This window comes from Paenibacillus sp. FSL H7-0942 (genome assembly GCF_045040715.1).
In the GTDB taxonomy this organism is placed as follows: Bacteria; Bacillota; Bacilli; order Paenibacillales; family Paenibacillaceae; genus Paenibacillus; species Paenibacillus amylolyticus.
The window spans coordinates 2915543-2939310 of sequence record NZ_CP150279.1; the positions used below are offsets into that span (position 1 = coordinate 2915543).

At 45.1% G+C, this 23768-nt stretch carries 19 protein-coding genes; 17 read left to right on the forward strand and 2 right to left on the reverse strand.

Annotation, left to right across the window (positions count from 1 at the left end; all coding sequences use genetic code 11):
* Nucleotides 1-3 precede the first annotated feature (3 nt).
* From MHI48_RS13240 to MHI48_RS13280, 9 genes are all read left to right on the forward strand, one after another.
* On the forward strand, nt 4-1062 hold the full coding sequence (locus MHI48_RS13240) for a dockerin type I domain-containing protein (RefSeq protein ID WP_405144256.1): 1059 nt from the start codon (nt 4-6) through the stop codon (nt 1060-1062).
* A gap of 91 nt (nt 1063-1153) precedes the next feature.
* Nucleotides 1154-3106: an S-layer homology domain-containing protein gene (locus MHI48_RS13245; protein ID WP_405144258.1), complete on the forward strand. Its 1953-nt coding sequence runs from the start codon at nt 1154-1156 to the stop codon at nt 3104-3106.
* A 194-nt stretch (nt 3107-3300) separates the two neighbouring features.
* Nucleotides 3301-5265 carry an ATP-binding cassette domain-containing protein gene (locus MHI48_RS13250; RefSeq protein ID WP_405144260.1) on the forward strand — a complete coding sequence of 655 codons (1965 nt, stop codon included), beginning with the start codon at nt 3301-3303 and terminating at the stop codon, nt 5263-5265.
* 29 nt (nt 5266-5294) lie between these two features.
* Nucleotides 5295-5963, forward strand: coding sequence for a response regulator transcription factor (locus MHI48_RS13255; protein ID WP_405144262.1), 669 nt, complete (start codon nt 5295-5297; stop codon nt 5961-5963).
* Nucleotides 5964-5965: 2 nt separating this feature from the next.
* Nucleotides 5966-7297, forward strand: coding sequence for an ATP-binding protein (locus tag MHI48_RS13260; RefSeq protein WP_405144264.1), 1332 nt, complete (start codon nt 5966-5968; stop codon nt 7295-7297).
* A gap of 215 nt (nt 7298-7512) precedes the next feature.
* Entirely contained in the window at nt 7513-9348 is a 1836-nt protein-coding gene (locus MHI48_RS13265) for a UbiD family decarboxylase (protein ID WP_405144266.1), read from the forward strand.
* 283 nt (nt 9349-9631) lie between these two features.
* Nucleotides 9632-10717, forward strand: a complete 1086-nt coding sequence (locus MHI48_RS13270; protein ID WP_036608620.1) for an HD-GYP domain-containing protein — start codon at nt 9632-9634, stop codon at nt 10715-10717.
* A gap of 161 nt (nt 10718-10878) precedes the next feature.
* The gene (locus MHI48_RS13275; protein WP_405144268.1) at nt 10879-11352 is read left to right on the forward strand and encodes an SRPBCC family protein; all 474 of its coding nucleotides are present in this window, start codon (nt 10879-10881) and stop codon (nt 11350-11352) included.
* A gap of 14 nt (nt 11353-11366) precedes the next feature.
* Nucleotides 11367-11528 carry a hypothetical protein gene (locus MHI48_RS13280; protein ID WP_155985038.1) on the forward strand — a complete coding sequence of 54 codons (162 nt, stop codon included), beginning with the start codon at nt 11367-11369 and terminating at the stop codon, nt 11526-11528.
* Between the two features lies 1 nt (nt 11529).
* On the opposite strand, the gene MHI48_RS13285 is transcribed toward MHI48_RS13280, so the two are convergent.
* Nucleotides 11530-12750, reverse strand: coding sequence for an MFS transporter (locus MHI48_RS13285; protein ID WP_405144270.1), 1221 nt, complete (start codon nt 12748-12750; stop codon nt 11530-11532).
* 283 nt (nt 12751-13033) lie between these two features.
* Between MHI48_RS13285 and MHI48_RS13290 the strand changes: the two genes are divergently transcribed.
* Nucleotides 13034-13615 (forward strand): TetR/AcrR family transcriptional regulator, encoded by a 582-nt coding sequence (locus MHI48_RS13290; RefSeq protein WP_405144272.1) that lies wholly within the window; start codon nt 13034-13036, stop codon nt 13613-13615.
* Nucleotides 13616-13695: 80 nt separating this feature from the next.
* Nucleotides 13696-14664: a D-2-hydroxyacid dehydrogenase family protein gene (locus MHI48_RS13295; RefSeq protein WP_076327867.1), complete on the forward strand. Its 969-nt coding sequence runs from the start codon at nt 13696-13698 to the stop codon at nt 14662-14664.
* 177 nt (nt 14665-14841) lie between these two features.
* Here MHI48_RS13295 and MHI48_RS13300 read toward each other — a convergent pair whose 3' ends face one another.
* Nucleotides 14842-15879, reverse strand: coding sequence for a LacI family DNA-binding transcriptional regulator (locus tag MHI48_RS13300; RefSeq protein WP_076327868.1), 1038 nt, complete (start codon nt 15877-15879; stop codon nt 14842-14844).
* 386 nt (nt 15880-16265) lie between these two features.
* On the opposite strand from MHI48_RS13300, the gene MHI48_RS13305 reads away from it, so the two are divergent.
* The 6 genes from MHI48_RS13305 (at nt 16266) to MHI48_RS13330 (ending at nt 23711) form a co-directional block, all read left to right on the forward strand.
* A complete protein-coding gene (locus tag MHI48_RS13305) occupies nt 16266-17315 on the forward strand; it encodes a 2,3-butanediol dehydrogenase (protein ID WP_076327869.1) in 1050 nt (349 codons plus the stop codon).
* A 181-nt stretch (nt 17316-17496) separates the two neighbouring features.
* Nucleotides 17497-18810, forward strand: a complete 1314-nt coding sequence (locus tag MHI48_RS13310) for a hypothetical protein (protein WP_076327870.1) — start codon at nt 17497-17499, stop codon at nt 18808-18810.
* 332 nt (nt 18811-19142) lie between these two features.
* Complete coding sequence (locus MHI48_RS13315; RefSeq protein WP_083677380.1) at nt 19143-20246, forward strand: NADH:flavin oxidoreductase; 1104 nt, start codon at nt 19143-19145, stop codon at nt 20244-20246.
* A 398-nt stretch (nt 20247-20644) separates the two neighbouring features.
* Nucleotides 20645-21985 carry a beta-N-acetylhexosaminidase gene (gene nagZ / locus MHI48_RS13320; RefSeq protein ID WP_245838105.1) on the forward strand — a complete coding sequence of 447 codons (1341 nt, stop codon included), beginning with the start codon at nt 20645-20647 and terminating at the stop codon, nt 21983-21985.
* Nucleotides 21986-22026: 41 nt separating this feature from the next.
* The gene (locus tag MHI48_RS13325; RefSeq protein ID WP_076327871.1) at nt 22027-22731 is read left to right on the forward strand and encodes a response regulator transcription factor; all 705 of its coding nucleotides are present in this window, start codon (nt 22027-22029) and stop codon (nt 22729-22731) included.
* Nucleotides 22728-23711, forward strand: a complete 984-nt coding sequence (locus MHI48_RS13330) for a HAMP domain-containing sensor histidine kinase (protein WP_083677381.1) — start codon at nt 22728-22730, stop codon at nt 23709-23711. The genes MHI48_RS13325 and MHI48_RS13330 overlap by 4 nt, the downstream gene beginning before the upstream one ends.
* The last annotated feature ends 57 nt before the right edge of the window (nt 23712-23768 follow it).

Below are 23768 nucleotides of genomic sequence, written 5' to 3' on the forward strand. Positions count from 1 at the left end.
GAATTGAAGGGGAAACAAAACAAAAAACGGCTTAAGCCGATATTGAAAAAAAGCATGTTGACTGCGCTCGGATTGGGCATTGCATTGCCTATAGGTGGAACGCTCCCGCAGGCTAACGCAGGAGTCATTGGTCCGGAGATTAAGATTTCACAACCTGTTCTTAACGATGGCATTAACTGGTTAAGTTATTCATCGGCACAAGATAATCCTTCTTTTGTGCCCGAAGTGCCTATTGAGGTAACCACCAATAATATCATCAGAATCAATCTAAGTACACAATTTCGATCCGATGAGTATAGCCCGCCTACAGCCAGCTCAAGTGATAACAGCATCGCTGAGGCGTATGTAGAAACGAGACAGGATGAGAATATGACAACGCCTGTCAGTACATTGGTGGTTATTCCTCGCCAAAGCGGCAAAATCAACATCGAATTGAAAGCGAATTATATGATCTCTGGTGCACCAGAGACTGTTACGGATAACATTGAACTTTACATTAGTAAAAAAGGGGATGTAAATGCAGACGGAAAAGTGAATTCTTTGGATGCCGTAGACCTTTTCAATTATATTCGTAACATGATGACTCGCCGCAGCTTTTCTTATGTAGAGATGAACCGAATGGATGTAGATCGTAATACGGAACCCACTCTGGGGGACATGGATGCTTTGTTAATAGGATACAAAGGCAAAACACTTGGTGGAAAAAACAATGACTATGTGTTGACCTTTAAGCAAGTAGATGATGCGCCGTATGTACTAAATGGTGAATTGAAGAATGCCATGTTAATTGGAAATGAAATTGGCGTTAGTCATTATATAATGGATATTGATTACAATGATTACATTAATACTCCTTCTTACCAGTGGTACCGCGCAACAGAAGCTTCGAGAGAAGATATGGTGCCAATCGAGGGGGAAACAGGAGCAAAGTATACCGTTAAAGATGAGGACGAAGGTTATTATCTTGTGCTCAAAGTTATTACTCAGTCCACTTGGGACTCGAATACGGAGCCTAGAAAAGTATACATTGTTGGAAAAGAAAAAATACAACGCCTTGATTAATTCATATTTTTTATTTTAGATAACGAATAACAATACATTTTCTATCTTTACCATACGATCTATCAATTGATACAGACATGGAGGCTATCACATGTTTCAACCGAAAAAGAAACGTCCTAGAATCAGAAAAACAATGTCAGGTCTGATCGCACTGACATTACTCTCTTCACTCATATTGCCAAATGTAGCTGGAGCAGAACCGGTAGAACCATCACAAGTACAATTTGCAAATGTGAGCGTACAGGCAGGGCAGACCGTTCATGTACCTGTTGCATTGAAGAAGTCCTATTTCGGGGTGAAAGCTTATAATATGCAGATTGATTATGATACGTCTGCACTGGAAATTGTTCGGATCACGCCTAAATCTGTCAACGTCATCAGCACATCCCCAAATGAAGATGGTGTAGCAGACTTCCAGTACCAAATTAATAATGCGGAAGGCTGGGTACGTATCATCTGGGTTGATTTTACTGGGGGTGACCACTCAATTGTAGATGAAACCCAATTATTTGATATGGAAATCAAAGCCAAAAGTAATGCGGCGCCTGGAACGAAACAGCTATCCGTAGATCAAACTGATTCAGAACATTGGCATTTTACAAATGTAGAACACAATAGTGGCGCTCAGTTGTTTGGTGGAACAATCACAATTACAGCAGCAAACTCAGGTGGCGACAATTCTGGTTCGACACCTACACCGAATCCTGGTAACTCTTCAGGTGGAGGAGGAGGAAGTGTATCACCAACTTCACCAGTCGTTACCCCAGTTCCATCGACTCCGGCGGTTACTAAAGGTGTAGACATCTATGTGAACGGTCAGAAACAGGAACAGTCTGCTACGGCTAGCACATCAACGGTAAACAATCAGGTTACCACTACTGTTCACGTGGATAATGACAAAGTCATCAATCAGGTTGGAAGTGGACTAAAAACGCTTCTGCTACCTATTACAGGTACTGGCAAGGGTGCGGTCGTTGGTGAACTGAACGGCAAGTTGGTCAAAACAATGGAAGGAAGTAATGCCGAAGTTGTCATTCAGACTGATAGCGGTACGTACACACTTCCAGCTAACCAGATTCAAGTGGATCAGATTCTGAACCAATTCGGAAGCACGGTTCCATTGGAAGATATCACAATCCAAATCGCTATTGTGCCTAGTGCCACATCTAAACAAACAGCAATTCAGGCTGCAGCGGGTAAGCTGGAGAACACAACGGTGATCGCAGCTCCGATTGATTTTGAAGTAAAAGCGATCTGGAATGGACAGCAAGTTAATGTAGATCGTTTCAACTCTTATGTAGAGCGCTCCATTACTTTGCCAGAAGGTGTCGATGGTTCAAAGACCACGACAGGAGTTGTGCTTCAGCCAGATGGCAGCCTTCTGCATGTACCGACAAAGGTTATCAAAGGTAACGTGCAAGATTCTGCTATTATTAACAGCTTGACGAACAGCACTTACGCTCTGATCTATCATCCGGCAACATTCAGCGATGTATCAAGTCACTGGAGTCGGGATGACGTACAGGATCTGGCATCCCGTCTGATCGTACAAGGTACCGGTGAGAGCGTGTTTGCGCCAGACCGGAGTATTACACGGGCAGAGTTTACGGCTGTTCTGTTAAGAGGTTTGGGGCTCCACTCCCCGCGCAGTACAGAAGCGACATCGTTCACAGATGTGAAGACTGGCAGCTGGTATGAGGATGAGGTTCAGACGGCTGTGTCCTACGGCCTAATCTCAGGTTATGCTGACGACAGCTTCCGTCCGAATAGCGAAATTTCTCGTGCTGAAGCGCTGACTATTGTGTCACGTGCGATGAAACTGGTCGGTCTGGCACAGGCCGACGCGTCAGAGACAACAAGTCTGCTTAGCACATACAGCGATAGCGCTAAAGTACAGGCTTGGGCAGCAGAGCCAGTTGCATCGGCGATTAAACAAGAGCTGGTACAAGGTACTGATGGCAAACTGATGTCAGATGCAGACATTAGTCGTGCGCAGTCGGCAGCGATTGTGAAAAGGCTGCTGGCAAAAGCGGGATTAATCTAATCAAATTTGGACACCTACACTTACTTGAAATGATTTGTTTCAAGCAAGCTGTAGGTGTTTTTTTGTATATAGTTCTTTTGAACAACCTCTTGTAGGTGCGATGGTCCAGTTCATTATCAGTTCATACTGATTTGTTACGATATGAACATCAAATAGATAGATATCGTGCATGATCAGGAGAGGAAGAGATCCATATGAAAATACTAGAAGTTAAAAATGTGAAGAAATCATACACCTTATATGGAAAAGAAAAAGTTCCCGTACTCCACGGTTTGAACTTAAGTTTTGAGACAGGGGAATTTGTCTCCATCCTCGGCGAATCTGGCTGTGGTAAGTCGACACTGATGAATATCATTGGTGGCATGGACTCCGATTATGAAGGGGACGTCGTTGTTCGTGGCAAGAACTTAAGTTCCATGACCGAGAAAGAAATGGATGATTATCGGAAGAATAATATCGGCTTTGTCTTTCAAAATTTCAATCTGATCCCGCATCTGTCTGTCCTCGAAAATGTAACGATTGCGATGCAAATGACAGATACGAATGAGAAGGATCGCAATAAACGTGCCGTTGATATTTTGACAGAGGTCGGACTGAAGGATCATCTGAACAAACGTCCCAACCAGTTATCTGGCGGTCAGAAGCAACGGGTTTCCATCGCACGGGCATTATCCAACAATCCGGATATTATTCTTGCAGATGAACCGACGGGTGCTCTGGATAGGGAAAACGGAGATCAAATCCTCGCTCTGCTCGACAGTATAGCCAAGAAGGGAATGCTGGTGATTGCCGTAACTCACTCGCAGAAAGTCGCTGACTCCGGTACACGGATTGTGAAGGTTGAAGAGGGGCGTATTAGTGATGATATTCACCTGAAAGATCCTTCTACGGCTGTTTACGAGAGTGGTCAGGATTCTTCCCGTAGCCTGAGCTTGCTTGCTTCATTTAAGATGGCACTTAAAAATATGAAACTCAACGGCAAGCGTAATGTATTGGTAGCATTGGGTGGATCTATAGGTATATTAAGTGTACTCCTGATGCTCTCCTTGGGGAATGGTATATCAACGTATATGAATGACGAAATCAATTCAAGTATGGACCCTTTGCTTGTGGATATAACAAAGCCGAGTGAAGAAGCCAAGGACATGCAAGGTCCCGAGGCCTTGATGGCACCAGGTGAACCGTTCACCGAAGCTGATGTAGAGACGATTCGCAATTTTCCTAATGTGGATCATGTAGAGACAATTACGACCATTACAGGCAAATCCACTATGGTGAATGAAAAACAAAGTGTAGGACTCACACAGTTAACAACGTTAACGGATGCTTTTGATCCAGCACTGATGACAACTGGTGTTCTGCCAGTAGAAAATCAGATGCTGTTACCTCTCGATACAGCGAATAAATTAAGCGGAAATGATCAAGCTGAAACCATGATCGGCAAGTCCGTGTTTCTATATATCAATGAGATGGATAGTAATAATAAACCAGTGACCTTGGAGAAAGAAGTAACGATCTCAGGGATCTACGAAGCGGCAGATCCGCAATCTCCAATGCAACAATCCCCGGGATACATTTCATCAGAAACGTTGGAGCAAATGTATACAGACAAGGGAATAACTATCGGGCCGATTCAGGTTAACGCCTATGCAACCGATATGAAATATGTAAATGATATCAATGAAGCTGCTGTAGACGCTGGCTTCGCAGGCTCCCAAATGGCCAAGGTGATGGAGAATATCACCACATATGTAAGTATGGCTTCCATTGTACTTGCGGGTATTGCAGGTATTTCGTTGATCGTATCCGGTATTATGATACTGGTAGTACTCTACATTAGTGTCGTGGAACGGACAAAGGAGATCGGAATTCTTCGGGCGATTGGAGCAAGAAAGAAAGACATCAAGCGAATATTCTTCTCCGAATCTGCCTTATTAGGCGTATTAAGTGGTATTATTGCGGTAATCTTTGCAGTGATCATCAGTTATGTATTAAACATTCTTTTGGACAATGCGTTTGGAGCCAAACTCATTAATCTCTCGGGATATTATATCTTGTTTGGGATCGTGGTAAGTACAGCGATTAGTATTGTTGCCGGTTTGATGCCATCATCAAAAGCAGCAAAGCTGGACCCGATGGAATCCTTACGATACGAATAAATATCAATTTTGGAAAGGATAATGGCTACATGAACACAATTCTGGTGGTGGACGATGATTCCCATATCCGCAAATTGATCCGAATCTATCTTGAAAAGAATCAATTTTCCGTGCTGGAAGCACCAGACGGTCAAGAGGCGTTAGATATCCTCTCGCACACGAAAGTTGATCTGGCGATTGTGGATGTGATGATGCCGCGAATAGACGGCATTGAACTGACGGAAGATATTCGGTCTTATCTGGATATTCCAATCCTGATGGTGACTGCCAAGGGAGAATCCAAGGACAAAGTCAGAGGATTTAATGCAGGATCAGACGATTACCTGGTTAAACCATTTGATCCTGTGGAGTTAATCTTGCGTGTAAAATCGTTACTGAAACGATATAACAAAAGTTCATCAAACATGATTCAGATCAGCGGTGTAACGATTGATTTGGGCAATCTGATGGTTGTTTCGGATGGACAATCTATCGAATTGAAAAAGAAGGAATGTGAATTGTTATTTTCTCTGGCGAGTTCGCCAGGGAAAATATTCACACGTACACAGCTTATAGATGACATATGGGGCATCGATTACGAAGGAGATGAGCGTACGGTTGATGTACATATCAAACGGTTAAGGGAGCGACTTGAACCTGTACCTGAGTTAGTGATCTCAACTATCAGAGGACTCGGTTATCGGCTGGAGCGGGCATGAAAATGTTTAGGAAAAGCCTGCGACTTCGTATCGTAGCTACGTTTATCGGGATTGTTCTGGTGAGTTTAATTCTCTCCTTTATGATAAATAACGGGTCCCAGGAAAAGACACCGAATCGTTTTATGGTTACTTTTGCTGAAGACCTCGCTACACTTATTAACCTGATCGATGATCCGGAAAAAGTGAAATCAAGCTTAGGTATCTTTGCTCGCTACGGCTTAAATATCACTCCCGTGAATGAACAAAGTGAAGTGTTATCTTCCTTGCCAGAGGACAAAGTTCATTCGTTATTTGAGGTGGGTACAACGGATGCCATTTTTCTGTCCAGTAAAGATGGAGTCGCGACCATAGGTGTTCCTGGAACAAACGAGGGGATCGGCACATTTCTGATTCAAAGTGATTTCTCCTCTCTTTTTCATACACTGCGAAACACGCTCTTAACCTCACTATTAACAGTTCTGGTGATTGGCAGCTTATTAATCCTGTTCATGTCCGGGTACATTGTGAAACCGATTAAGAGATTAACGGTTGCAGCGAAGGAGATGTCATCAGGTGACCTGTCGGTTCGCTTGAAACATAATAATCAGGATGAGTTTGGCGAACTGATGGAGAGCTTTAATCATATGGCCAGTGAGTTGCAAAAAATCGATTCGGTTCGTGATGACTTTGTCAGCAACGTCTCTCATGAAATGCAATCTCCGCTCACATCAATTAGAGGATTCACCAGAGCACTACAAGATGGTGTTATTCCATTAGAAGAGCAGAAAGAGCATTTGGATATTATATATGAAGAAACGCTGCGCTTATCGAGGCTCAGTGATAATCTGCTTCGGCTAGCCTCGCTGGATTCAGAGCATCATCCGGTTCATTTCACCACATTCCAGGTAGATGAACAATTAAGAAGGGCGATCTTACTGGCAGAGCCGCAGTGGGCTCAGAAGGACATACAGATCGAATTGGATTTGTTGCCCTGCGAGATCACAGTGGACAAAGATTTGTTTGATCAGGTCTGGCAAAATTTAATAAACAATGCGATCAAATACACCGGTCCACAAGGTGCCATTCATGTTGAAATTGAGACGTCATCTTCATTTGTGAAGGTATTGATTAGAGATTCTGGACAAGGAATACCTGAGGAAGCTCTCCCGTATATCTTTGATCGATTCTACATGGTGGACAAAGCGCGAAGCAGCTCGCTTCGAGGGAATGGATTGGGTTTGTCCATTGTCATTAAAATTTTGAAATTGCATCAATGTACAATTGATGTAGAGAGCGAAGTAGGAAAAGGCACACAGTTTATTGTCACGATCCCCAGATCGACCATTACACCTTAAGGCAAGCCAGAACAGAGAGAGCAATATGGAAACAATCGGTCCCTGTGCCATCAGGATTCAGATTGCTGCCAGATTGCTTTTTTTTGATATCTGTATTCGCGACAAAATTTCACATATAGTTTTGTTTAGCAGTGGATCATTTGATAAAATAGAAGAGACGTTATGTGAATCTATGAACTTAATTAATTTAATCATACAGAGAATGGAGCCATCCAATGAAATATCGCAATATGGAAGATTGTATTAACGATCTGGAGCAGCACGGTCATTTGATTCGGGTCAAAGAAGAGGTTGATCCTCATCTGGAGATGGCAGCGATCCACATGAAAGTGCACGAGGCTAAAGGCCCTGCTTTGTTATTCGAAAATGTAAAAGGCTCAAAGTTCCAGGCTGTGTCGAATCTGTTCGGTACGGTGGAACGAAGCAAATTCATGTTCCGCGGTACGCTGGAAGGCGTACAACGGGTCATGGCTGTTCGTGACGATCCTATGAAGGCGCTTAAGACGCCATTTCAGCATGTCCGCACAGGTCTTGCTGCGTGGCAGGCGCTGCCAAAACAGAAATCTATAAGCCTACCCGTGTCGGCGCAAGAGATTCAAATCTCGGACTTACCACTCATCAAACATTGGCCTATGGACGGTGGGGCATTTGTGACGCTGCCACAGGTTTATTCGGAAGATCCGGACAAACCAGGAATCATGAATTCAAACTTGGGGATGTACCGGGTTCAACTGGATGGCAATGATTTTGAAATGAACAAGGAAATTGGGTTACACTATCAGATTCATCGCGGAATTGGTATACATCAAGCCAATGCGGTCAAAAAGGGAGAACCACTGAAAGTGAGTATTTTCATTGGTGGTCCACCTGCACATACACTTTCAGCGGTTATGCCTTTGCCTGAAGGACTAAGTGAAATGACATTTGCCGGCCTGCTCGCCGGACGTCGTTTCCGGTACAGTTACAAGGACGGGTATTGCATTAGCAATGATGCCGATTTTGTCATCACGGGTGATATCTACCCAGGCGAGACAAAGCCCGAAGGTCCGTTCGGGGATCATCTGGGTTACTACAGTCTGACGCATGAATTCCCGCTAATGCGTGTGCATAAAGTCTATGCCAAACCTAATGCTATCTGGCCGTTTACGGTTGTTGGTCGTCCACCGCAAGAGGATACGGCTTTTGGGGATTTGATTCATGAGATTACTGGAGACGCGATCAAACAGGAGATTCCAGGTGTCAAAGAAGTGCATGCGGTCGATGCAGCAGGGGTCCATCCATTACTGTTTGCAATCGGCAGTGAACGTTACACGCCGTATCAGGCGGTAAAGCAGCCGACAGAGTTGCTTACGATTGCCAACCGTATTTTGGGTACGGGTCAGCTCAGTCTGGCGAAGTACCTGTTTATTACTGCTGAGGATCAGCAACCTCTGGACACCCATAAGGAAGTTGAATTCCTGACCTATATCTTGGAGCGGATGGATATGCAGCGGGATATTCATTTCCATACCCATACAACCATTGATACACTCGATTATTCGGGTACAGGACTGAACAGCGGTAGCAAAGTTGTTTTTGCAGCCTATGGCGACAAGATTCGGGATCTGTGCACGGAAGTTCCGGAGTCTTTGAAAAACATTCGTGGTTATGAGAATCCACAGCTCATCATGCCGGGTATCGTTTCGATCCAGACATCGGCCTTTACGAGTTATGCGGATACAGCACAGGAGATGCAAGCATTCACGTCTCTATTGAAAGAACAGGGAGGTCTGGACTCGTGTCCGATGATCATTCTATGTGACGACAGTTCGTTCCTGAGTGCTAACCTCAGCAACTTCTTATGGGCAACCTTTACTCGCAGCAACCCTTCACATGACATGTACGGGGTTAATAGCGGATATGACCACAAGCATTGGGGCTGTGATCAGGTGATTATTGATGCACGTACCAAACCCCATCAGGCACCACCGCTGATTCCCGATGCTTCGGTCGAGAAGAGCATTGAACGATTTTTTGTTAAAGGTGCTAGCCTGGGTTCGATCAAAATCTAATTTGAGATGTCTTGGAGAAGTTCAAACGGAGCGTTTGAACTTCTTTGGCTTACTCTGATACGGCAATGAGGCACAAAAGTGTGTAAAAGTTTAAAACCGGGACTAATTTGGATGTTGGAGTGAGGATAAAGTCTTAGGCGTTCGTATTTACCATTGTGATTAAGGTCGTTTGAACTATGTATGAAATGAAGAATTATAACGATATAAAGAAGTATAGGTATTTTTGTGGCCCCGTTCCGTTGGGTGCTGTTACTATAATGAATTGTTCAGGGGGAATACCGATTTGAGAATCCATATTATGAACCTGCAAGACGGAGACCGTCTAACTGCGGATACATTCAGCGATGCAGGATTACACGTTCTCGGGAAGGGAACTGTGATCAAAGGTGAGGATATCACCTTGCTTATGCAGCACCGTGTAGATTATGTAGATATTGAATCACGCGAAGAGGAAATCACTGAAGCAGAATTTTTTGCAGCAGCCGCAAAGCATGCTTCGGGGATAACTACGAAGGAAGAACCGCCTGAAGAAGAGCTGAAGTCCCAATTTATTCAGACTGTACATAATTATCAAAATGCTTTTCTCGAAGCTCTGACCGTTGGCAAGTTCAACGCCACCATGGTGGATGATGCACTGCAACCGATGGTTGAAGGACTGGATGAGCAAAAAGATGTCGTTCATCTCCTGATGATGCTGGAGCGGGATGACGTCAATAACTATACACATTCAATCCAGGTAGGATTGTTGTCATTCTACCTCGCGAATTGGCTTGGATATTCTCAGAAGGAGAGTTATCAGATTAGTCGCGGTGGTTATCTGCATGACATTGGAAAGTGCAAAGTTTCACACCGGATTCGGAACAAAACAGAACCGTTGACGGCTGATGAGCAGCTTGAAATGCGGCGTCACACTATATATGGCCATGAAATTATCAAAAATTCGATGACGGATGAAGCGACAGCACTGGTTGCTCTGCAACATCACGAGCGGGAAGATGGGTCGGGTTATCCGATGCAACTTGAGAAAAGTGAAATTCATCCATATACACAGATTGTATCTGTAGCGGATATCTATATAGGCATGAGATCCGGGAACCACGGAGGAAGCAATCCAAACCTGATCAACAACCTTAGAGATATCTATGGAATGGGATTTGGTAAATTGAATGAAAAACCGGTTCAGGCATTGATGCAACATTTGCTTCCTAATTTCATCGGGAAACAGGTACTGCTCAGCAATGGAGAAAAAGGTGTTATTGTCATGAACAATACGTCTGATATTTTCAAACCACTCATCAAAGTGGAGTCTGAAGAATATCGCGATCTCTCCAAAGAGCGTACGCTTGCCATTGATGAATTGCTTATTTAATCTAAATATGATCTGTATTCCTTATTTATATTGAGGACGGGCCTCCTGTACGAAGACAGGGGACCCGTTTTTTGTTATATCATCCTAGATGTGTTGTTCGACCAAGGAAGCAAGCGTATACTTTGCAAAGACCTTATTTTTCCTGCCAAGGAGCGATCGCCATGATTGAAGTGACAACCGAGATTACGATACATGCCTCGATTGAACGATGCTTTGACTATGCCCGGGATATTGATGTACATACTCAGACCGTCTGGCAACATACGAGAGAGCGAGCAGTTGCAGGAGTAACCACAGGAAGAATTGGAGCAGGGGATACCGTTACATTTCAGGCTACTCATTTTGGGGTCAGACAGAAGTTGAAGTCCCGAATCGTGCAGTTTGAACGACCGTTTCTATTTGTGGATCAAATGGAGAAAGGGGCTTTCAAGAGCATGCGACATGAACATCATTTTAGCGAATGCGGAGAACAGGTGACTTGCATGAGAGACACGCTGCGGTTTGAAGCGCCACTTGGATTGCTGGGATGGGCAACCGAACGACTTGTGCTGAAGAGATACATGCAGGCATTTCTGGAGAGTCGCAATCGTAAACTCAAAGTGATACTTGAACAGCAGTCAGAATTGAATGGATAGAGGAGAGAAGACGTTTGATGGATAATGAATATTTTGTAGGTTGGGGCACCCTTGCATTGATTAATGCCGGACTGGCACAGGGAAAAAACAGAAGTGGTCGGAACTGGTTTCTGATTTCCCTGTTATTTGGTCCGTTAGCAACCCTCTTTATTGTGGTGTGGAATAAATTGGACTAATTCAACGATCGAGATTCCGATGCATATAACGATCGATCATCCAGAACACAAGGGCTGCTGCACTAACGCCAGCACCTAACCAGCAAACGGCTGTCCAGCCCGCCCATGCATACACTTGGGTAGAAACGATGGAGCCGGTTGCACTGCCGATGGAATAAAAGATCATATAAGCTGCCGTCAGGCGGCTCTGAGCTTCGGGACGAACTTCGTAGATCAGGCTCTGGTTGGTAACATGTACGGCCTGAACGGCGAGATCGAGCAGGATAACGCCCAGGATCAGAAACCAGAGAGAATGATGGACATAACCGATGGGCAGCCAGGACAAGAGTAGAATGACAAGGGCGATACCGGTTGTTTTCTGCCCAAGGCCCCGGTCGGCAAGTTTACCTGCACGGGCAGCAGCCAATGCTCCCGCCGCTCCAGCGAGACCGAATGCACCTATGACTGTATGAGATAGGGACAGTGGGGGGGCACTAAGTGGCAGTACCATAGAAGTCCACAAGATGCTGAAGGCTGTAAAAATCAGCATGGCCAGCACACCTCGTACTCGTAACACACGCAACTCACGGTACAGTTGCAAGACGGAACCGAGTAATTGGAAGTAGCTTTGTTTTACTTGTGGGGATTGTTGCCTTGGGAGAACAAAAAATAAGGCGACAATTCCGAGTAATGTAAGGCTGGCGGAGAAGAGATATACCGATCTCCACCCGAACCAATCGTTCAGCGTACCTGCAACCGTTCGTGCAAGTAAAATACCAATGACGATTCCGCTGGTTACCTGCCCGACAATGCGACCACGTTCGGACGGGGCTGCCAAGTGTGCAGCAAAGGCAACGAGCGTTTGCGTAATGACCGCGAGTAGACCTACGACAGCCATCCCCATGAACAACAGGGAACTAGATTGTGCGGTTCCTACGAGAACCAGTGCAAGTACGGATAAGAGCATTTGAATGATGATCAGCTTGCAGCGATTTAAGAGGTCACCAAGCGGAACAAGAAGGAACAGCCCCAAGGCATAACATATTTGAGTCACTGTGATGACAATCCCTATGGATGATGGAGAGAGGCTGAATTCTTGAGCGATGGAGTCCAGCAAAGGCTGAGCATAATAGATATTGGCGACCGCAAGTCCGCTGCACACGGCAAAAAGAAGAGCAACTAACCGTGACATGGCAGGACGATCCTTATTGGATAATTGTGCATCTGGAGAAGAAGTTTGCATAATGGATGCCACCTTTCTATTCTGTACTGATTGGTATGTTATGTTTCGGGATAAACATACTTTATTTGCGTGAATTTTGTCAACAGAGAAATGGGTGAGGGTTAAATTGAAGATTATTTACCAGAGAATACGACGATAAATAACGATGCGATCGCTTCTATTCCAGATTTTTCGATTCATTTATAGCTGAACACGCCTTTCCGGTTATTAGGTTTTGACTTTGTAATAAGAGTGAGGTTAAAATATATAAACATACTGATCGATACATAAAGAGGTGGATTGTATGGTTAGACAACGGGAATTTGATACGGATAAAGCACTCGATGCAGCGATGCATACGTTTTGGGACAAAGGGTTCGAAGCGGCATCTTTAAATGATTTGACGACCGCAATGGGCATACAACGTCCCAGTCTGTATGCGGCTTTTGGCGATAAAAAGGAATTATTTGAAACAGCACTTCGCAGGTATACCACTCAGCATGCGGCTCAAGTCAGAGCCAGACTTCAACAGGGCTCCTCCGTGCGGGAAGCCTTTCGTGGATTGTTTGAACATATTGGAGCAGAGGGGAGTGTGACCGAGCCTAGTCACGGCTGTTTTTGCATTAATACGATGGTTGAGCTGGCTCCACGTGATCCCAAATTCGCTGTCCTTACACGGGAGCATCAGATGTACCTGGGTGTTCTTTTCAAAGAAACGATAGAACGAGGGCAACAGAACGGGGAGTTGTCTACTGACATGAACGCGAGTGCGGTCGCACAGTCTCTGGTTGTATCCATGATTGGACTGACCGTACTGATGAAATCAGGACCGGACCGCTTGTTTGTAGAGCAGAGCATCCAGGTTACGCTGTCTTTGCTGCAGTAATAGGTATTTATTCTGTTTAAAGTGATGCGGAGTTGCTACAATATATTTAAGAATTGAGCAGATATAGGAGGGGATCAGAAATGAATACGAAGTTGCGCTGTGCTGTTTTGGATGATTATCAGAACGTTGCGCTGACGTCGGCGGATTGGGGTCCGTTGAGGGATCAGGTGGAGATTCAGACATTCAACAACTATATGGGCTCGGAAGAAAAAGTCATTCAGGAATTGCAGGATTTTGATATTGTGGTCCTGATGCGGGAACGTACACCGTTTCCAGAGAAGGTCATTTCGCAGCTCCCTAAGCTAAAACTTCTGATTACAAGTGGTATGCGCAACGCGTCGATAGATCTCAAGGCTGCAGAGCAGAACGGCATCATTGTGTGTGGAACTGAGGGAAGCTCTAATCCGCCGACGGAGCTTACATGGGCACTGATTCTGGGGCTGTCCAGACAACTGGTTACGGAAAATAATGCACTTCGCTCCAATCGAAACTGGCAGAGCACTGTAGGGTTGGATTTGCATGGGAGAACACTTGGATTGCTTGGTTTGGGCAAAATAGGTACTCGTATGGCTGAGATTGCACGAGCATTCGGTATGAATGTGATGGCCTGGAGCGAGAATCTGACACAAGAGAAAGCCGGAAAACATGGTGTGATCTGGGCCGAGACCAAGGAGCAACTGCTTGCACAGAGCGACATCGTATCCATTCATCTGGTGTTAAGTGATCGTACGCGGAATCTGATCGGACAAGCCGAATTTCAACTAATGAAATCGAGTGCGCTACTCATCAATACGTCGCGAGCGGGCATTGTCGATCAGGAAGCTATGGTGGAGGCATTGCAGCGTGGTGTGATTGCTGGTGCAGGTCTGGATGTATATGAGCAGGAACCGCTACCGGTTAACCATGTGATGCGAACATTGCCCAACGTTCTGGCCACACCGCATCTGGGTTATGTGACTCGTGGGAATTATGAGATCTATTATAATCATACCGTAGAGAATATAGCGATGTTCCTGAAGGGAACACCGATCAGGCAACTGCTTTCTTAGAATGAACGTATGCGGAGTATGACTCTGCTATAGTTATATATAATCAACGACAAATAAGGTGCTGCCAGGAAAGAGTTAGACCTGAGCAACACCTTTTTAGTATATCTGTGTAGAAAACAAATGAAGGGACGGATGTAAAATACATCCTATCCTGGTGACCCATCCCCCTCACCAAATTTAACTGCGTGGCCCTCGCTGGGAAGAATGAATCATGGCTACGCTTGATTCACGAACGATTAAGCGTGGTTCAAATTGGATGTGTTCGTAATCGGTCGTGCTCATCTCCCGAATTCGTTTTAACAACAGCTCGGTAGCAAGTCTGGCGACTTCTTCGCCCATAATGGAGACGGAACTAATCTGAGGAGACGTGACGGTTGTCCATTGATTGTTATCGACACCCACAACTGCCACATCTTCAGGTACACGAACCCCTAACTCCTTGAACCGATTAACCAATCCGATGGCAACCATATCATTAATGGCATAGACAGCATCTGGCATATGTGTAAGTCCATAGAAATAATCTGCAGCATTGGCACCTGTATTTAATGAAAAGTCCTCACCAAAGTAGACGAGCGAGATGTCCACGTGACCTACAGCTTGCTCATACGCACGAAAGCGTTCTTCAATAATGTCCTTCGGTGCTCCCGCATAAGCGATTCGAGTCCGGCCAATTTTGAACAGATGTTCCATTACCAGTTTGCCTTCAGGTTGAGACAGAGAGACGATATCTGCCTTCATGCCCGGTTCCAGTTTTTTGCCGTAATTAATCATGGAGATAGGGAGCGGCGCTTTATCAATCAGTCCGGGTAACGTTTTGGGGTACGCCAGAGGCATGAAGATCAGTCCGTCTACATGCAATTTTTTGACATTACGAATGGTTTCCAACTCGGTTCTGGCATTGCCTGCCGTATTGATCTGCACGACATGGTACCCATGCTGCTTCGCCGTTTGCTCTACAGACCAGGAGATTTCCGGAATGATGGCGTTACGTATGTCGGGTACTACAAGCGCGATCTGGTGCGTTTGCCGGATTTTCAGACTCTGTGCCGAGGTGTTGGGTACAAACCCCAGTTCTTCAATGGCCTGCATCACTTTATCCCGTGTTTTACTGCTGATGCCTTCTGAATTGTTGATGGCCCGGGATACGGTAGCGATGCCGACGCCGGCACGCTCTGCAACGTCCTTGATCGTAAGTTTCTGTTCTTTCCTCAATGTACGCTTACCTCACTTTATCGGAAACGATTCCGAATTATTAGGAATATGTATGAACTTCACGATAGTTATATAACTTGATTATAACATTTGAACAATGAAGTATCCCGTGAAAGGACCAGATTTATGGCGAGGGCTGATTTAATTTCAATGGGACTACAATAATATTTGCCATAATATATGTTAATAACAAGGATTACATCGTTTGTAATACCGCTAAGATAACTTGAATTAAAGTATAAGCATTCTAAAATGAACTCGATATGATCACGAAATAGACATATTAATGGAGAAATATGTTTGACAGCGTATCTAAAATGTGACATATTTAATTTACGGAAACGTTTCCGATTATATCACAAATTATGATCTGGGAGATGAAATGAATGAAAGCATTACGTTGGCATGGAGTCAAAGATTTACGTCTCGAAAATATTAATGAACCTCACCCTGAAGAAGGAAAGGTCAAAATAAAAGTGGAATGGTGCGGTATCTGCGGCAGTGATTTGCACGAGTACACAGCAGGTCCAATCTTCATTCCCGCTCAAGCACCGCATCCGCTAACAGGGGAAAAAGCGCCTATAGTTATGGGGCATGAATTTTCAGGACAGGTGGTTGAAGTAGGGGAAGGTGTTACGCGTTTCAAGGCAGGCGATCGTGTTGTGGTAGAACCCATCTATGCATGTGGACACTGCGAAGCTTGTAAACAGGGCAGATACAATCTGTGCGATCAGATGGGTTTCCTTGGACTCGCTGGAGGCGGAGGAGGATTCTCTGAGTATGTAACTGCTGCAGAAAACATGGTACATGCCATTCCGGATTCAATCTCGTATGAGCAAGGTGCGTTGGTTGAACCTTCAGCTGTAGCACTTCACGCTGTGCGCCAGAGTAAACTGAAAGTGGGAGATACGGCAGCTGTGTTTGGCGCAGGCCCAATCGGACTACTGGTCATCGAAGCGCTTAAAGCTTCGGGAGCGTCGGATATTTATGTGGTGGAGTTATCGGATGAACGGAAAGCAAAAGCAGAAGAGCTTGGTGCCATTGTGATTGATCCAATGCAGTTTAATGTAGTGGAAGAGATCCATCAACGTACACAAGGCGGCGTTAACGTAGCCTATGAAGTAACCGGTGTTCCACGTGTTCTGCAACAAGCCATCGATTCAACACGTATTGGTGGAGAGTTGATGATCGTCAGTATTTTTGAACAGGAAGCGCCGATTCACCCGAACTCGATTGTCATGAAAGAACGTACAGTTAATGGCATTATTGGATATCGCGATGTGTTCCCGGCGGTTATCAGTCTGATGGATAAAGGTTTCTTCCCGGCTGACAAGCTGGTGACCAAACGAATCTCGTTGGATGAAGTGGTAGAGCATGGATTTGAAGCACTGTTGAAAGAGAAAAATCAGGTTAAGATTTTGGTAAAAGCTGAATAGAAATCACAGACAGTAAGAAAAAGTAGACAGCACATCAACAGATGTGATTGTCTACTTTTTTTGTATAAATAGGGCGGAATTTGTTGCATGTGCGGGTGGTTTTACATAGTATAAAAAGATACAAATTGTATCATCTTGGTGTGAAGGTAATGATGATGAAAAAATGAAGGAGGAAGCGGACATGCAGAGACATACAAAATGGACAGCCGTAATTTTGACCATTGTCGCAGGAATGAGCTGGATGCTTATGGGGAACTCCAAGCCGAAAAACACCACGTCAACGAGTCAACCCCCTGCGACGGAACGTGGCCTTGCCAAGGTGTCGAATGCACCGATCAGTTCAGCCGATGTAACATCGAAGATCGAACTGCTAGGCAGACCTTTTACCAAAACACCATATGCTAATAACGTCTGGGACATGCAACTGTACAACGGCAAAATATATTTGGGCCACGGAAATAGCAGCAATCTGGGCGTAGCTCCAAATTCAGGTCCTATTCCAGTCATTTATTATGATACAGCGAATGCAAAATTCAAGACCCAGTCGGTGACTAACAGCAATCCGAGCATTTTGCCATCAACGAAGATGTATGTGGATGAGGAACAGATTGATATCTACCGAGTACTAAACGACAAGTTATATATTCCTGGCAATGATTCCGATAGTGAACAGTGGGAGCTGGGTAACTTCTATCGTCTGGATGGAGAGGTGTGGACCAAATATCGCAATCTACCGCTGGGTGTACACGTATACGATTTGGCATCTTATCAAGGCAAGATGTTTGCCGCGCTGGGTACAGAGTCCAAACCAACCATTCTAATCTCTCATAATGAAGGTGAAACTTGGCAAAAATATGCGACCATTAATACGTTTGGTTTCCGGGCTTATACCATGTTCCATCTTAATGGCAAGTTATATGCATCTGGCATGATGTATCCTGCCAATAAAATATGGAATGACAAAACTAATATTTTGGAGATTAATGAAAAGCTTGAGAAACGGGATGTTGTCATCTATGGTAACAAAATGCTACCTGGACTAACCTATCAAACGGGCACGATTCCTTATAATAAAATAGGCAAAAATGTTAACTTCAATAACAAGTTGCTCTATATAGCAGGTGGCGTGTTTAATGATGGGCAGCTGCTGCCCAAATCTTTGAATGTCATGACCGACATCAATCAGGCAAGGCGAGTTAATCTCCCGGATACCAAGGCGCTTCCAACCGATGTGCTGTTGCGTGAAGGCAAGGTGTATGTGCTTACGTATACTCGCCAAAGTGCCAATCTGTATATCAATCGGGTCTACCAATCAACGGATCTGACCACATGGAATGAGATTTTACGTTTTAACCAGGACACCTATGCCAAGTCTTTCGAAGAGAATGAGGGTGACTTCTACTTTGGTCTGGGTACCGATCCGGATGTGTTATCAACTTCATCAGGTAAATTGCTTCGAGTGAACCGCAGTGATATCCCCGTGAATGCTAATTAAATTGGAAGGAAGATTATGGATTATATACTATGCTACATCCACATTATTGGTGACCGGGAAAATACTTTAAGATGTAGTAGAGTGCATGTAAGACTGCTTCGGTAGTGTGATCCAACAGAGGCTGCCGTAAGGTAGCTTTCTTTTTTTTCTATAAGAGTAGTTTGAACGCCCAACTTCGAAAATTTGAAAATAAAATTAAGAAACTATAAAATGGATAGAGAAATAATCCTAAACCAGTCAACTGGATTACACGTGTTACAATATACAAAAGCATGTCGCATTTCATGTGGATGCGGAGTTCCACACTTCCAATTGCAAAGGAGCAATGTACTATGAACGTACCTTCAGCATTATTCAAACCTTTCACCTCGGACAAGCTAACATTGTCTAATCGAATCGTTATGGCACCCATGACTCGCGGATTCTCACCAGAGGGTGTACCTGGACCAGAAGTTGCTGAATACTATCGTCGCAGAGCAGCAGGTGGAGTGGGGCTGATCATAACGGAAGGTACAGGCATTAATCATCCATCTTCGGTTAGTGGAGCGAGTATTCCATTATTCCATGGTGAGGATTCATTGCAAGGATGGGCTAATGTAGTGAAAGCAGTACATGAAGCGGGTGGCAAAATCATGCCACAATTGTGGCATGTGGGTACAGCACGTCGTTCCGGTGACTTGCCTAACGCAGAGGCTGAGCCTGTAAGTCCGTCAGGGGTTAGCATGGCAGGTGAACCATCACGTGAACCATTAATGGAAGAGGAGATTCAAGGTCTTGTACAGGCATTTGCCCAAGCGGCAGCGGATGCACAGCGAATCGGGTTTGATGGCATTGAACTGCACGGAGCCCATGGATACCTGATTGACCAATTCTTCTGGGAGCAGACGAATCGACGGACCGACAATTATGGTGGTGATTTGGTACGTCGAACCCAATTTGCGGTTGAAGTGATTGAAGCTTGTCGTGCGGCAGTTGGTCCTGATTTCCCAATTGTGCTCCGGTTCTCCCAATGGAAGATGGGGAATTATGAGGCACGTCTGGTGGAGACGCCAGAACAATTAGAGCAATTCCTTGCACCACTTAGTACTGCTGGCGTGGATATATTCCATTGCTCTACACGCCGGTTCTGGTTACCGGAATTCGAAGGATCTGAGCTGAATCTTGCGGGTTGGACGAAAAAAATAACAGGCAAACCAGCTATTTCAGTTGGATCGGTAGGTCTTGAAGCTGAATTTGTAGACAGAGCAACCGAGAATCAGGGAACAGGGGATGCCCATTTGGATCTATTAAATGAGAAGTTGGAGAACAATGAATTTGACTTGATCGCCTTGGGTCGTGTTCTGCTTAGTGATCCCGAATGGCCTGCCAAAGTTCGTGAAGGTCGCCTATCCGAAATCATTCCATTTACAACGGAAGTGTTGCAAACACTCCATTAATAGAAGCCTAAGAACGTTTGGTGAAAGGTGAACTAACACTGAACGGCAACGATTTACAACGAAAAGTAAAACAAAAACGAACAAATAGGCCGCCTTTGGGCGGCTTTTTGATCTGCCTATACTAATAATTTCAACATATGAAAAATTCACAATAGAAAATCATTTCCTGCACCGTTGCTCCTATTGATTATCCCCATACGTCCCGCACGCGCTTGGTCACAACACCATTTAGTTCCATATTTCAGGTTCTATAGCAACCATTTTTTTCGCTGCACATATGTCAGCACAACGATTCAATCCTCAGAAGCGCTCATTTTGAAAATCATTCACCTTGTGATAAGGTTAGGCCTGAACCTTTGAATTACCAAGATGACATTACATAAGGAGGATGAATATCCTTGTACAACTATAGTTACACCTCGAACAATAAATGGAGAAAACCACTGCATATGATGTGTCTTCTGCTGGGGATCGTTCTGCTTTTATCGGCATGTGGCCAAGCACAGAAACCTTCCTCCGCAACGGACTCAAATATCGGCTCGAACGCTGGTTCTAACTCAGGGCAATCTTCCTCATCGCCGGAGCAGAATACCGCTCCACCGCAGGAAGAAGTGCAAGAGGAACCGCAAGAAGAAGTCGATCCGGTGCAGGAGCAACTCAGTTCATTAACGTTAGAAGAGAAGATTGGACAGATGATACTGGCCGGTGTTCAAGGGACAACGTTGGATGATCAAGCCAAACAGATGATTACGGATCAAAAGGTAGGGGGCATTATTTTCTATGCCAACAATGTATCGACACTCGACGGAACAGCCAAGTTTGTGCAATCCATCAAGGACACGAATCAGTCCAATCCGGTACCGATCTTCATGAGTGTGGATCAGGAGGGCGGCAAAGTCAGCCGTATGCCGGAGACGGTGGAATCCATTCCTTCCAACAAAAAGGTAGGCCAGACGAACGATAGCGCGCTCGCTGAAACGATGGGGGAATTGCTGGCGAGACAGGTTCAACTTGCAGGTTTTAATGTGGACTTTGCTCCTGTACTGGATGTGAATAGTAACCCGAAGAACCCGGTGATCGGAGATCGTTCATTCGGCAGCTCGGCAGAACTGGTGTCACGTATGGGGATTGCGGAGATGAAAGGCTTTCGTAGTGAAGGCATTATTCCGGTAGTGAAACATTTTCCGGGTCATGGGGATACGTCCGTGGATTCCCATCTTGATCTGCCTGTCGTGAACAAAACGGAAAAACAACTGGCCGAGCTTGAATGGATTCCGTTCCAGGCCGCAGTGAAGGAGCAGGTAGAAGCGGTCATGGTTGCACACATTTTGTTCCCCAAGCTTGATTCGGATCATCCGGCTTCCTTATCCGATGTCATTATTGGTGAACATTTGCGCGGCAAATTTAAGTATGACGGTGTCGTCATCACAGATGACCTGAGTATGGGAGCAATAGCGAAGAACTTCAAGTTGGACGAAGCTGCTCTAGCAACGGTTAAAGCAGGAAGTGACATTCTTTTGGTAGCTCATAGTTATGAAAGTGCCAAGACGATTTTTGACACGCTAATGAATGCAGTGAAGTCAGGCGAAATCTCCGAATCTCGAATTGATGAAAGTGTATATCGTATCCTGGCATTGAAGCAACAATACAAGTTATCCGATGACCAGAAAGCTTCCGGAGATCTGAAACAAGTGAATGCAGATATTGTGGATTGGCGTAAGCAAATCGATGCTAGATAATAAATCCTGTGTTATGATTTTGCCAGAGGTGAGATCCAATAATGTATACCATTATGATAATAGAGGATGATCCCAAGATTGCGGGATTATTGAAATCACATATTGAACGCTATGGGGATAAGGCCGTTTTGGCGGAGGATTTTGAGACGATTGTACAACAGTTTGAGCAGGTACAGCCGCATGTGGTGCTTCTGGATATCAATTTACCCAGCTACGATGGTTTCTATTGGTGCCGCCAGATTCGTACGCTGTCCACATGCCCCATTTTGTTTATCTCCGCGCGGAGTGGGAAGATGGATCAAGTCATGGCACTGGAGAATGGAGCGGATGATTATATCACGAAGCCATTTGAGCATGAGATTGTTATAGCCAAAATTCGTAGTCAGCTGCGCCGGGTATATGGGGACTATGCTGCACGTGACGAAGAACGTAAGGTGGAGCTGGACGGCTTGGTCGTGTACTTGGAAAGACTGGAGATTCAGCTTGGTGATTGCAAAGTGCAGCTGACGAAGAAGGAAACGATTCTGCTGGAAACGTTACTGCGCCGCAGTCCAAAGCTTGTGAGCAGAGAGACAATCTTGGAGAAGCTGTGGGATGACTCTTTTGTAGATGACAATACACTCAGTGTTAACGTTACTCGGGTGCGTAAACGGTTAGCCGAGCTTGGTATTACGGATGCACTGGAAACGGTCAGAGGTTCGGGTTACCGATTGAACAATACTTGGAAGGCCTCTTCACCATCATGAGATTGTTTATACGTGAACATCTCGCTTTAACTTGCTGGGTTGTTGCTATCTTATTGACCGTTGTTGCAGTGTTCTGGTATGACGGTTACAACGATTGGGTCACGGCTGCTTATGCCGTAACGTTGGGATTATTTTTGTACATCGGATATTTGGTGTATCGTTATTATTCACATCGCTCCTTTTATACCCGGATGTCACGATCGATAGATTCACTGAAGGAATTTGTACCCTTGAACGAAACAAGTCCATTATCACTGGCGCTGGAGAAGCTGCTGGATTCACAATACGGCCAGTATCACGCACATCTGCATCGGCTGGAACAACGGCAGCAAGAATATCTGACATTCATGAACCAGTGGGTCCATCAGATGAAGACACCGTTATCCGTCATTGAGTTAACCGTGGAAGGCCAGGAAGATGACGATCCTCGGTTCATAAGCATTCGAGAGGAAGCGGACCAGATGAGGCGAGGTCTGGAGACTGTGCTGTATGTGGCCCGGTTGGATACCTTCGAGCAGGATTTCAGTGTGGAACCTGTGATACTGAAGGCCGCTGGGGAAGAAGCGATCCATGAGCTCAAGCGATTCTTTATTCGCAATCACGTCTATCCAGAGATACATATAGATCCTGCGCTGGTTGTGCAATCCGATGCCAAGTGGGTTCGGTTTGTCCTGGTACAGTTACTGTCGAACGCAATCAAATACTCCGCGGGCAGCGGGCAAAAGATCTATGTGCGTGCGTATGAAGCCGAACGCTCCATCATACTGGAAGTGCAGGATCAAGGCATCGGAATTCCGAAGTCTGATCTAAACCGGGTATTCCAGCCTTTCTTCACCGGGGAGAACGGGCGGCATTTCAAAGAGTCCACAGGCATGGGGCTGTATATTGCCAAAGAAGTGTTAACACGGATGAATCATCGGATTGATCTTGAATCCGTGTACAGCGAAGGAACGACTGTACGAATCACATTCAACTCCTGAAGTGACAGATTGAGGTAAGATTGGGCCGTGAGGTGTGTATTTTTGTTGAAGAAGTGT

Coding starts and splice junctions, on each gene's coding strand:
- MHI48_RS13245 (WP_405144258.1), top strand. CDS start 1,154: ATGTTTCAACCGAAAAAGAAACGTCCTAGAATCAGAAAAACAATGTCA.
- MHI48_RS13250 (WP_405144260.1), top strand. CDS start 3,301: ATGAAAATACTAGAAGTTAAAAATGTGAAGAAATCATACACCTTATAT.
- MHI48_RS13255 (WP_405144262.1), top strand. CDS start 5,295: ATGAACACAATTCTGGTGGTGGACGATGATTCCCATATCCGCAAATTG.
- MHI48_RS13260 (WP_405144264.1), top strand. CDS start 5,966: ATGTTTAGGAAAAGCCTGCGACTTCGTATCGTAGCTACGTTTATCGGG.
- MHI48_RS13265 (WP_405144266.1), top strand. CDS start 7,513: ATGAAATATCGCAATATGGAAGATTGTATTAACGATCTGGAGCAGCAC.
- MHI48_RS13275 (WP_405144268.1), top strand. CDS start 10,879: ATGATTGAAGTGACAACCGAGATTACGATACATGCCTCGATTGAACGA.
- MHI48_RS13285 (WP_405144270.1), bottom strand. CDS start 12,750: ATGCAAACTTCTTCTCCAGATGCACAATTATCCAATAAGGATCGTCCT.
- MHI48_RS13290 (WP_405144272.1), top strand. CDS start 13,034: ATGGTTAGACAACGGGAATTTGATACGGATAAAGCACTCGATGCAGCG.
- MHI48_RS13295 (WP_076327867.1), top strand. CDS start 13,696: ATGAATACGAAGTTGCGCTGTGCTGTTTTGGATGATTATCAGAACGTT.
- MHI48_RS13305 (WP_076327869.1), top strand. CDS start 16,266: ATGAAAGCATTACGTTGGCATGGAGTCAAAGATTTACGTCTCGAAAAT.
- MHI48_RS13310 (WP_076327870.1), top strand. CDS start 17,497: ATGCAGAGACATACAAAATGGACAGCCGTAATTTTGACCATTGTCGCA.
- MHI48_RS13315 (WP_083677380.1), top strand. CDS start 19,143: ATGAACGTACCTTCAGCATTATTCAAACCTTTCACCTCGGACAAGCTA.
- MHI48_RS13325 (WP_076327871.1), top strand. CDS start 22,027: ATGTATACCATTATGATAATAGAGGATGATCCCAAGATTGCGGGATTA.
- MHI48_RS13330 (WP_083677381.1), top strand. CDS start 22,728: ATGAGATTGTTTATACGTGAACATCTCGCTTTAACTTGCTGGGTTGTT.